This window comes from Chitinophaga nivalis (assembly GCF_025989125.1).
Lineage (GTDB): Bacteria > Bacteroidota > Bacteroidia > Chitinophagales > Chitinophagaceae > Chitinophaga > Chitinophaga nivalis.
The window spans coordinates 5,116,000-5,128,760 of sequence record NZ_JAPDNR010000001.1 but is presented as its reverse complement, the minus strand read 5'-3'; the positions used below and the strand labels follow the sequence as shown (position 1 = coordinate 5,128,760).

Genomic DNA, 12,761 nt, shown 5'->3' with positions numbered 1-12,761 from the left:
TCGATATAGCCATTCCTTTTAATTTCCGGGCTGGAACCGGGTAAAAGTCGTATTTTTGTAGGGATACTTTTCCGTTTACTCCTTTTGGTACGATTATGAAAAAGGAAAGAGCAAAGAAGATTGTCACACGCCTCTTATCTGCCGCCGGGATCACTGTCAATGGCAACCAACCTGCAGATATACAAATTTATAATGATGATTTTTATCGCAAAGTACTGTTATCCGGTTCGATGGGACTGGGAGAGTCCTATATGGAGGCATGGTGGGACTGCCGGAAGCTGGATGAATTCTTTTGCCGGGTGTTGCGTGCCAGGCTGGAACATAATATCAGAAAAGATCTGACAATGCTGCTGGAAATTATACCGGCACGCCTGTTCAATCTGCAAAGTCCCGCCATGGCTTTTCGCAACGGCAGGAAACATTATGATATTGGGAACGACCTGTTCGAAAGTATGCTGGATAAGCGGATGACCTATACCTGCGGCTTCTGGGAACATGCACATTCTATTGATGAAGCCCAGGAACATAAACTGGATCTTACCTGTCGCAAACTGAAGCTGCAACCCGGGCAACAGGTATTGGACATTGGCTGTGGCTGGGGGAGCTTTGCAAAATTTGCCGCAGAAAGATATGGTGTCCGGGTGACAGGTATTACTATTTCGGAGGAACAGGCAGCATGGGCGTTGTCACGTTGCAAGGGGCTGCCGGTAGACATTAAAGTCATGGACTACCGGCAACTGACGGGTAAATTTGATGCCATTGCCTCACTGGGCATGTTTGAACATGTGGGTGCAGGCAATTACCAGACCTTTATGCGTGTCGCACACCAATGCCTGCACGAAAACGGCTTGCTGCTGTTGCATACGATCGGCGGCAACCGGCCTTCTCCTTTTACAGACAAATGGCTCAATAAGTATATCTTCCCGCATGCGGTGATACCCGCTATCAGCCAGATAGGCCGGGCCATAGAAGGATGGTTCGTCATGGAACACTGGCAGAACTTCAGTGTGGATTATGATAAAACCCTGCTGGCCTGGTATGAAAATGTCAACGCCCACTGGTCGCAGCTGTCTGCGAAATATGGCCAGCTCTTTTTCAGAATGTGGAAGTACTATCTGTTGTCCTGTGCCGGTTCTTTCCGGGCAAGAGACAGCCAGCTGTGGCAGATCGTGCTTTCTCCCCATGGCGTGCCGGGTGGATACCGGTTTAAAGGCGCCTGACGTCAACAGTAAGGCATCCTCTTCAATGTACTGCGGCTGTGCCGCTGCCAGAATTCATAAATCCTTAATTTCGTATATCACTTTCTGTGGAGGGATTAAATATCTTTGAGTATGGATATAAATACCTTTACGCAGGGAGTACTCCCGCTCATTGATGACTTGCTGTACATGAGCGAGTCTGAACGAAACTGGCAGCTACTGGATACTGCCGGTATACAGGATCAGGCCTCCCTGGATCAACAGCTGGCCGCTTTTCCTGGCGCTGATGCCGCCGATCTGCAGCGGTTTTCGTTGGATGAATTACAGGCACGTATACAAAGACAGGCTGATCCCGGAGAGGAATTCATGGTACAGTTGGCAAACCGTTACGATGTCCTGTTTGCTTTTCTGCGGGAGCATCTGACCGATATCGCCGTTATCCGTAGCGGATCTGTACAGGTGCAGGTGTTTGTGACAGGTTTTCTGGCAGATGGTACCGCAGTGGTATTACATACAGAAGCGATAGAAACCTGATCCTGGTTTTTTACCGCAGCCATATTAAAATAGGTAGTCATCCTTTCTGACTTTGTATATACCCTTTTGAAAACCCCTCCGGTAAAGCTTACTGTTACTACATTGCAGGATGATGTGAAGTAATCAGCAGGTAGTTGACCCACCGGATTGTTCATAACCCATGCTGATTTTTGCCGGCGACAGAGAAATTTTTTCATGCTGTTATTTTGCAGCGGTGCGCTGTAATGATGATGGTTACTGAGGAGCAGCAGCAGTAGATAGTAAAAGAACGTACCTGTTGTCCGGGTGTAGATTTTTAAATTCAGATATTTGTAGTATTTTCATGCCTTAAACCAGGATAACCTAATGAGCCATTCTATGTAAAAATTGACGGAGAGATAAGTTCTTTATAATTTATATGCTATGATGACAAGCTATTAACCCATGCTGTCCACCCCGATTCAGAATGCAGATTGATTGTAAATAAAAACGACTCTCTTATTTTATAACAGTATAAAATGTTCGCATTGTAGGTAATAGCAAATTTTTGTCCGGATGGAGTTACTTATGTTTCAACGCTGGTTGGAATACCAGGAAGATGACTATACTATATGAACTATGCTTCCTGAATTGAGTAGGCGCCATTTCGTTATTAATGATATTCATTTACCACCTCTTTTAGTCGGAGAGATGGTGATAGGTTATTTACCGGCATTTACTACCTCACCCCTGTGATAGTAATTTATTGTTGTTGAAAAACCGCTATTAGTTAAACCGTGTTGATTAAGTTAACTCAAAACCACTTTGAATTAAAGCAAAAATATCAGGAGATATTGTGCCTGCACAATATATGCATCCAGGTAATTGTAATGCTACTGCAGTAGTATTATAATCATCCGGGTATCTCTTGGTCCATAAGTCTATAGCTGCCTTGTGAAAAACATTTCTCTTCCGGCCAACATACGGGGGGAGCATCCCTGCTATTGCTTATTAGTACTGACTTTAAAGTGAATTTAATCCTTGTATAAACCGCAGTCCAAAGAAAAACTAGTCAATAATATGAATCTCGGAATCCACCCCTCTGAAGCTATTGCGCGCGTGTCACTGTTTAAAGTGCCGTTAACACCTTATCAGACTACCTTTTATCATGAATGGATGATCCAGCCGGAAAGAACAGACTATAACCTGATTGTGGATCAGTGTTTCACCGGTGAACTGGATATAGAAAGATTAAACAATGGCTTTATACGCTTTATAAACGAACATTTACTGATCAATAGTAATGTAGTAGATGAAGCTGGGGAAATATACTGGATTAGCCGGGCGCCTTTGCCGGATACAGCTGGAGTGGTGAAATATTATGATCATCCGTTACAGGAGGAAGATGTACTGGCATTGGCTTTACAGCCTTTCGACTTAACAGCAGATTTGCTCATCCGGGTACATGTGATCAAACTGGGTACACAACAACATCGCTTTATCCTGCAGTTCCCGCATATTATTGCAGACGGTACAAACGGAGGACTTTTCTTCCGGGAAATATGCACGTACTATAATGATAGCAATTATAAAGATGCCAACAGCCTGGAAGAACAATATAAAATATGCCGGCATATTGTAGCGGAAATGGAAGCGGTATTTGAAAAGGGACAGGCTGAGCGAATGAATGCATTCTGGCAGCAACAGCTACAGGGGGCGGAAGGGATTGATCTCCGTTTTCTGCAACATAACATCCCTGTTGTCAGTAATGAATTAACAAGCCATGTAAGCGAATACAGATTTGCATTTGAGCAGGATGAGGTACAAAAGGTACAACAATTGGCAGCTAAACACCGGCTGACAGCTTTCAGTTTCGGCCAACTGGTATATGCAGTTTTGTTACACAGGCTTACCGGACAGCAACAGGTAGGTGTTAGTTATCCTATTTCCATGCGGCAGGGAGAAGGTGCGGTATATGGTGTACACGTGAACTCACTCGTTCGGGTATACGCATTTACCGCTCACACTACATTGGCTGATCTTATACAGGATACCCTTGCCTACCAGCAGCAACTGAAAAAAGAGAAGGCGCGGTTTTTACCGGTTAATCAAATAATCAGCCATGCAGCAGATAAAAATATACTACAGCTGGTATTTGCACAAACGAATCTGAAAGACTGGGCATTTGAGCTGGAAGGTATTACAGCGGTGACAATTAATACTTCTCTGAACATTGACCTGGCAGGTACACTGTTGTTCGAGCAGGAAGGGAATAGCGGAGAACTCAATTTTCGGGTAAAATATAATAACCAGCTACTGGACAATTTACTGGTGGCTGATTTAATTGACCGCTTTCAACAACTATTCCGTGATATACTCAGAGATCTGCTGGCAGATAAAACAGACCAGGCAATAGCAGCATACGCATTGCTGGATGCGGCGCAGTTCCGGGACATCGTGTATGACCGGAATGCCACCGCCATACCATTTGCGACGGATCAAACCATTCAGGGGTTATTTGAAGCACAGGTAGCCCAAACACCGGAGCATACAGCCCTGGTGTTTGAAGATATACAGCTGACTTACCGGGAGCTGAACGAAAAAGCCAACCGGCTGGCCAACTGGTTGCAGGCAAATTACGCCGTACAACCGGATGACCTGATTGCCCTTTGCCTGGACCGTTCAGAACATTTACTCATCGCCATCCTGGGCGTACTGAAATCCGGTGCGGCTTATGTACCAATGGACCCCGGCTACCCGGAAGAGCGAAAAACCTATATGCTGGCCGATACGCAGGCCCGGGTACTGTTGACCAACAGCGTATACGCGGCCGTGTTATCCGTAACAGATACACCGGTGATCAGCCTCGATAGTCCAGATTTTCAGGCTACACTGGCCACTTATCCGGCTACGAACCCCGTTGCTACCAGTCAGGCTACCGACTTAGCCTATGTGATCTATACCAGTGGTACAACGGGGCAGCCTAAAGGGGTGATGGTGGAACACCGGGGTGTCATCAACCTGATCACGGCACTGATACCGGTGCACCAGCTGGATCGTCACAACCGGGTAGGATGTTTCTCCAACTATGTGTTCGATGCTTTTGTATATGAGGCATTTCCTGCCTTGTGCAACGGCAATAGCTTATACCTATACAGCAACCAGCTGCGTACTTCTCTGGATGACCTGACCGCCTATATCCGGCAACAACAGATAGCCGTGTCGTTTATTCCATCGGCATTGTTGCCAGCGTTGGTACAGCATGATACGACGTTACAGCTGGTGTTTACCGGTGGAGAAAAACTACCGGACCTGCGTCAGGCGGATTTTTCTTTTGAACTGATGAACGAGTACGGGCCTACGGAGATAACGGTGTGTGCAACGGGGCATCCTTACCGGGAGAGTGGCAACAGCAGTAATATCGGTCGTGCAGTGGCCAATACTACTTTATACGTACTGGATACCTATGGCCAGCCGGTACCGGTAGGCGTTACCGGCGAATTGTATATCGGCGGTGCGGGTGTGGCCCGTGGTTATCTGAACAATGCCACGTTAACGGGGGAACGTTTTATCACCAACCCTTTCCGTTCGGCAACAGATATTGCATCCGGTACCAACAGCCGTATATACAGAACCGGTGACCTGGTACGATACTTACCAGACGGCAACCTGGAATATGCAGGTCGTAATGATGCCCAGGTAAAGATCCGTGGGCATCGTATAGAGCTGGGCGAAATAGAAAACCGGTTGTCTGCCTGCGCGGGTATCCAACAGGCTGTGGTGCTGGTGAAAACACAACCCGTAACCGGCGTACCGTATCTGGCGGGTTACTATGTGGCGCCAGCCATCCTCGATGAAGCAGCTATCCTCGCCACATTAGGAGCATCCCTGCCGGAGTATATGGTGCCAACAGCGTTGGTACACCTGATGGCGTTGCCGTTGACGGTGAACGGAAAGCTGGACCGGCGGGCATTACCGGAACCGCATTTTAACACTACCACTACCTATCAGGCGCCGCAGAATGAAACAGAAGCGGTGTTGTGTGGTATCTACGCCGAAGTGTTAGGGCTTGCGGCGGGTACCGTAGGTGTACAGGATGATTTCTTCCGGTTGGGAGGCGATAGTATTGTGAGCATTCAGCTGGTGAGTCGTTTAAGACAACGAACCGGCATACAGGTGAGTGTAAAAGATATTTTCAAATACCGGACTATTGCGGCGCTGTATCAGCAGGTAATTGCAAAAACGACACAGGTCCGGGTACAGGTATCGTCAGAACAAGGATTGCTGGAAGGGGAGTTACCGCTATTGCCGATCCAGGAATGGTTCTTCCACCAAACGGAAACAGGCCAGTTCTCCGATTATCATCACTGGAATCAGTCTTTCCTGATCCGGGTACCGGCACTGGATACCGCTGTACTGACGCAAAGTATCGCGTTGTTGCTGCAACATCATGATGGCTTGCGGATAGGCTTCCAACGTACGGCCGAAGGAAACAGGCAATACTATCGGGATAGTGTGCCTCCGGTGACGCTGAACATAGCAGACACCCGGGTACATGCGGATGCCGGCGCACTGGATGCCTTGCTGACCAGCTGGCAGGCTGGTTTTGATATATGGGACGGTCAGCTGCTGCAGGTAGGTTACCTGTACGGTTATGCCGATGGCAGCGCGCGCATTTTCCTCGCTTTCCATCACCTGCTGATAGATACGGTCAGCTGGCGTATTATTACGGAAGACCTGCAACAGCTTTATCAGTATATCACAGAAAAAGGTACTGCCGCGGAAGTACACCGGATATTGGGTGACAAAGGCAGCAGCTACCGGCAATGGGTACACGTTGTTCAGGAGTATACAACAACCGCTGCTCCGGCAGAAAGCAATTACTGGTCGCAGGTAACGGCCGATATTCCTGCCGGCAATGCAGTGCTGGCAGCCCAGGCGGTTGCCGGCATCAGTGAAGTGGATTGTGAATTGGATCAGCGTACCACCGGCCAGCTGTTACGCGAAAGTAGCCAGGTATACCAGACGGAGATCAACGATTTATTATTAAGTGCGCTGGGGGTGGCCCTGACTACTGTCACCGGTCAGCAACAGCATCATATATTACTGGAAGGCCACGGCCGGGAAGCGTTGCGTGCCGACATCGATATTACCCGCACTACAGGTTGGTTTACCACCATGTATCCGATCGCGCTGGCGACTACCGCCGGAGATATGGGCGCCACCATCAAAGGCGTAAAGGAAATGCTGCGGCAGGTACCTGGTAAAGGTATCGGCTATGGCGCCATCAACGGATATATCCATACAGCACTGCCGCGGATCAGCTTTAACTACCTCGGACAATTTGACCAGCAGGAAGCTGCTACCGGCGTCAGCTGGCGTATCAGCAGTGAACGCAGCGGTGTATTTGTAGCACCAGGCAATCCGTCTCCGGCTATTATCAATATCAACGCCCTGGTGATCGACGGCCGGCTGAAATGCCATATCTCCGGTAATTTGCCCGCCACGGTATTAACGACTTTGGCTGCCCGCTATCAGGCGGTATTGGAGGAAATGGTGACTTACCTGGTGCAGACCGATCGTAGCTATTTAACTGTGAGTGATGTAGCCGGCATTGTATCGGCGCCTTACCTGGATCAGCTGCAGGCCGACCGGGAGATTACCGGTGTGTATCTGGCCAATAGCCTGCAGGAAGGCTTTATATACCATGCTTTAAGTCAGGGTACTGTGGATGATGCCTACCGGGTACAGATTTCGTGGGATTATAATCAGGCCGTAGAAGTATCATTGCTGCAACAGGCATGGAACTATGCACAGCAACGTTACCCTGCATTGCGGCAACGTTTTGGATGGAAAGAAGCGTTAATACAAATCATTGATAAGACAGGACATTTAGATTGGATATATACCGATCTGAGTGATTGTGATGAAGCAGCGCAGGAAGATTACCTGAAAAAACTGACTGCTGCTGACCGTGAAAAAGCCTTCGATCTGGCAGTAGGTAACCTGTTACGGTTATACGTTGTAAAACGTGGTACGGATAGTTATACCTGTATCTTCAGTAATCACCATGCTATTCTGGATGGCTGGAGTATGCCGCTGTTGCTGAATATGGTACATGCTGTTTATTTGCAACTGCAGAAAGGAGAACAGGTGACGATAGCAGAAGATGACAGTTATACACAGACACAGGCATACCTGCAATCGCACCGCGAGGATAATATAGCCTACTGGCAGTCGTATGTCGATCAGTTAACCGATCGGGAAGATCTAAGCAGTCTGCTGCGCCCGGATCAGCGTCATGTTAATTTATCGGATTACCGGCATATACTGCAAACAAGAGAACAATTTTTGAACATCAGTAAGGAGCAGTATACGGCATTGAAAACCTTATGTGCTACCCATGGGTTTACGTTGAATGCAGTATTGCAATACTGCTGGCATAAACAGCTGAGTCTTTATGGCAACAGTACTACAACAGTAGTAGGTATGACGGTATCCGGCCGTAATCTGCCGGTAGCTGATATTGAACAGTCTGTAGGTTTATACATCAATACGCTGCCGCTTATCCTGGAACATAAGGAGACGAGCCTGATACCAGCTATTAAAGCATTACAGGCGGATATTAATGAGGCAAATAGCCGGAGTGATGTTAGTCTTGGCCGATTACAAACAGGTGGTGAACGCCTGTTTAACAGCCTGTTTGTATTCGAAAACTATCCGGTTGCCACAGGTAGTGGAGATGGATTGTCAATTCAATTCCGCAGCAGTATAGAAAAACTGGACTATCCCCTGGGTGTTGTGGCGACAGAGCAGGGAGATCTGCTCCATATCGGATTAAAGTATGCCGCTGAATTGATCAGTGAAGATACCGCCACTCAGCTGTTATCCGGAATGGAGTTGATCATCTCGCAACTGATAACAAATGTAGCCATCACTACAGCTGCGCTCTCATATCTGCCCGCCGCGCAATACCAGGAAGTGGTGTATGACTGGAATGACCGGGAGGAAGTATATGTAATGCATAAGGCACTGCATCAGCTGTTTGAAGAACAGGTGGCGAAGACCCCGCATCATATAGCAGTCGTGCACGAAGAGCGGCAGTTGACTTATGGCGAACTGAATACCAAAGCGAATCAACTGGCAGCCTACCTGAAGGCTACCTATGATATGCAGCCAGATGAGCTGGTGGCGCTTTATCTGGATCGTTCTGCAGATATGCTGATCGCGATATTGGGTGTCCTAAAAGCTGGTGGCGCCTATGTACCGGTAGATACAACTTACCCGGCCGACCGTGTTAGTTATATATTATCAGATACGAATACGAGAGTAGTATTGACCGGCAGTAGACAGGTGGAGTGGCTGGCAGCTCTTACTGCGGGTACGTCGATAGCTACACTTTGTGTGGATAGTGATGCCTTTGCCGGTTATGCCGGATCCAACCTGGTATACAACGGCACCGCAGATAACCTGGCGTATGTTATTTATACCAGCGGTACTACAGGTACACCAAAAGGGGTAATGCTGGAGCATGGCAGCGTAATCAATACGTTGCAGGCTATCCGGCCTGCATACGGCAATAGTGAAAGTGCAAAAATCGCCGCTTATACTTCCTATGTATTCGATGTATCCGTTGCCGAAATATTCAGTGCATTGCTCTATGGTAATGAGTTGCATCTATTCAGTGAAGAGATCCGGCGGGATGCCGCTGCGATCAGTGAATACCTGTTGTCTAACGGGATTGCCTATGTGTACCTGCCACCAGTGATGCTGGCAGTACTGCCCCGGGTGGACTATCCGGCCCTGCAGGCAATTATCTATGCAGGTGAAGCCTGTGATCAGGAAACGGGTACGTATTGGTCATCTTACACGCGGTTGTACAACTACTACGGCCCAACGGAGACGAGCATTTATGCCACTGGCAAGCAGATTGAAAATGGGGATACACATCTGATTGGTCGTCCGATCACGAATACCACGGCGTATGTGCTGGATCATTATCTGCAACCTGTACCGGTAGGCGCAGCAGGAGAGCTGCACATCGGTGGTGCCGGTGTGGCCCGTGGTTACCTGCACCAGCCTGTGTTGACAGCTGAACGTTTTATTGCCAACCCTTTCCGGACGGCTGCGGAAAGACAAGATAACAGGAATGCCCGGTTATACAAAACAGGGGACCTGGTGCGTTACCAGCCGGATGGGAATATCGTATACCTGGGCCGTACTGACTTCCAGGTAAAAATCCGTGGCTACCGTATTGAACTGGGGGAAATAGAAAACCGGTTGTCTGCCTACCCGGGCGTACAACAGGCGGTGGTACTGGCGAAAGCACATCCTGCCGGTGGCAGCAATTACCTGGTGGCGTATTATGTGGCGTCAGCAGCACTGGAAGAAACACAGCTGCAGCATTACCTGGCGGCATCGCTGCCGGAATATATGTTGCCGGCAGTACTGATGCAACTGGATACCTTGCCGTTGACCATCAACGGTAAGCTGGACCGCCGCGCCTTACCGGATCCGCTGTTTACAGCTGCCACGCATTACCAGGCGCCGGAAAATGAAACAGAGCACAGGTTGTGCGGCATATACAGTGAGGTATTAGGGTTGGATGCTGCACAGATCGGGGTACAGGATGATTTCTTCCGGCTGGGCGGAAATAGTATTCTGGCCATCCGATTGGTGAGTAGTATCAATCGGGAGATGGAAAGTGCGCTGAATATCGCCGCGATCTTCCAGGGGCGTACCATCCGGAGATTGGCAGATCTGCTGGAAACCACGCCGGAAGAAGTACTGCAGATAACACCACAGCCTGTCAGCCATCCGGAAGCGCAACGGTTATCTTTTGCGCAGGAACGGTTATGGTTTATTGAGGCCTATGAAGGGGGCAGCCATGCCTATAATATGCCGATGGTATTCCGGTTACAGCCGGATACAGATACCGCCCGACTTTTACAGGCATTTCATCAGGTAGTATTGCGGCAGGAAGTATTCAGCAGCCTGATAAAAACAACGGAAGCGGGTACCGGTTATCAGCAGGTAGCAATCGATAGGACTACCTGGCTGGTGGATGACAGCGTAACCGTGTTTACACGTGAAGAACTGGATGCAGCCATTGCAGCGGAAATGCAGCATGTTTTCCGGCTGGCAGCGGAACTACCGGTAAGGGTTAAACGCTATATCCTCCAGGAAGCCGGAGCGGAGCCGGTGTGGTACCTGAGCATCGTGGTACACCACATTGCTTTCGACGGATGGTCTGCAGAAATCCTGTTACGCGAATTATATGATTATTATGAAACCGGTGCGGCGGAAGATACCTTACCTGCATTGCCGGTACAATATAAAGACTTTGCCATCTGGCAACGGCAGTACCTCACGGGAGCCGTTGCTACACAACAGTTGTCTTACTGGAAAGAAAAACTGGCCCGATATGAACCACTGAATTTACCAGTGGACAAAGAAAGACCTGTGCGCTTTGACTACGCCGGTGCAAATGCCACTTTTACGCTGGAGGAGGCGCTCAGTAATGATTTGCGTGCGGTAGCAAAAGAGCTGGAGGTAAGTATGTATAGCTTATTGCTCTCCGGTTATTACTTGTTATTACATGCCTGCAGCGATCAGACAGATATTGTGGTGGGCAGTCCGGTGGCTAACCGACATTATCCGGAAATCAGCGGACTGATTGGTTTCTTCGTAAATACGTTGGTGTTCCGCGAACAGATTGATCCGGATCAGGGCCTGGCTGATTTTATCAGACAGGTAGGCGCCGGCGTGATCGCCGCGCAACTGCACCAGGATTTACCTTTTGAAAAACTGGTGGATGAATTATCGATAACGCCCGATCCTTCAAGACATCCGGTGTTTCAGGTGATGTTTAGCGTACAGCATTTTGGTAACACGGCACAGGCCCGTTTCAACAGTTTGGCCGAGCCTTACAACCTGAAAGAAATATACAATACCGCCCGCTTTGATATCTCAGCGATGATGGACGACAGTGAGCCGGCTATCAGCGGATTGTTCAACTATGCCAGTAGTTTGTTTGAACCGGCAACGATAGATTCCTTTATCCAAACCTATCAGACGATCCTGCAGCAACTGGCCACGTTGAAAGGCCGTAGCCGGCAAGAGCAACAGGCGGTTAAGACATTACATTATCTGTCGCCGGAGGCATATAAACACCTGGTATATGAGCGTAATGCTACCGCAAAAAATTATCCGACCGGTGTTACTATTGACGGGTTATTTGAAGCGCAGGCACGTCAGCTGCCGGAGCAATTGGCAATAGTATGCGGAGAGCAAACCTTCACCTACGGGCAGTTGAATGAAGCAGCCAATCAGCTGGCAGACTTCCTGCGTCATACTTATCAGGTCGCACCGGGTAGCCTGGTCGGCATCAGTATGAACCGGTCTGCACAGATGCTGGTGAGTATACTGGGTATATTAAAAGCCGGTGGTGCCTATGTACCGGTAGATCCGGCTTATCCGGAAGACCGTATCAGCTATATTATAACGGATACACAAATGCCGGTCATACTAACGGATACGGCTAACGTAGTGAGGTTGCAGGAAATTACGGCTGCGTTGCCCGTGACAGTGGTGAATACCGATACGCAACAGGGGGGGGCAACAGCGGAAGCACCGGTGAGCTATGATCATAATCGCCTCGCTTATGTCATCTATACCAGTGGTACTACGGGTAAGCCCAAAGGGGTAATGATTCCGCATCAGGCAGTCATCAACTATCTGTATAACCTGCAGGATATGCTGCCGGCCACTATACAACGGGTGGATTTCTCCACGAACCTGTCTTTCGATTTGTCTGTAACCACTACTTTATATCCGGTATGTTTTGGGAAGACGATTTATGTGTTTGAGCAAGATATTACGGAGATACAGGCCTATGAAAAACATCTGCGGGATAACAGGATCGACCTGGTAAAATCTACCCCGGGTTATTTATCGCTCTTGCCTAATAACAGTACCGCTGGCGGAGAACCTATCCGCGTGCAGGTAACTATTGTTGGGGGAGAAAAATTATTGCAGCACCATATCGCCGGTATCCTGCAGTTTTCAGAA

The 12,761-nt window shown here is 48.6% G+C and carries 3 protein-coding genes (1 of these 3 running past the window's edge); all 3 read left to right on the top strand.

Annotated elements, in window-relative coordinates; genetic code table 11:
- Window positions 1-95: 95 nt before the first annotated feature.
- Window positions 96-1,220, top strand: a complete 1,125-nt coding sequence (cfa, locus tag OL444_RS20355; protein ID WP_264730165.1) for a cyclopropane fatty acyl phospholipid synthase — start codon at window positions 96-98, stop codon at window positions 1,218-1,220.
- 111 nt (window positions 1,221-1,331) lie between these two features.
- Window positions 1,332-1,733, top strand: a complete 402-nt coding sequence (locus OL444_RS20350) for a nuclease A inhibitor family protein (RefSeq protein WP_264730167.1) — start codon at window positions 1,332-1,334, stop codon at window positions 1,731-1,733.
- Window positions 1,734-2,771: 1,038 nt separating this feature from the next.
- On the top strand, window positions 2,772-12,761 hold the beginning of the coding sequence (locus OL444_RS20345) for a non-ribosomal peptide synthase/polyketide synthase (RefSeq protein WP_264730169.1). Its footprint extends 48,750 nt past the window's final position; 9,990 of the gene's 58,740 nt are visible here — the first part of the coding sequence; its start codon is at window positions 2,772-2,774; the stop codon falls past the right edge of the window.

Excerpts from the sequence above, each read along its gene's own strand:
- cfa (WP_264730165.1), top strand. The coding sequence starts at position 96 with ATGAAAAAGGAAAGAGCAAAGAAGATTGTCACACGCCTCTTATCTGCC.
- OL444_RS20350 (WP_264730167.1), top strand. The coding sequence starts at position 1,332 with ATGGATATAAATACCTTTACGCAGGGAGTACTCCCGCTCATTGATGAC.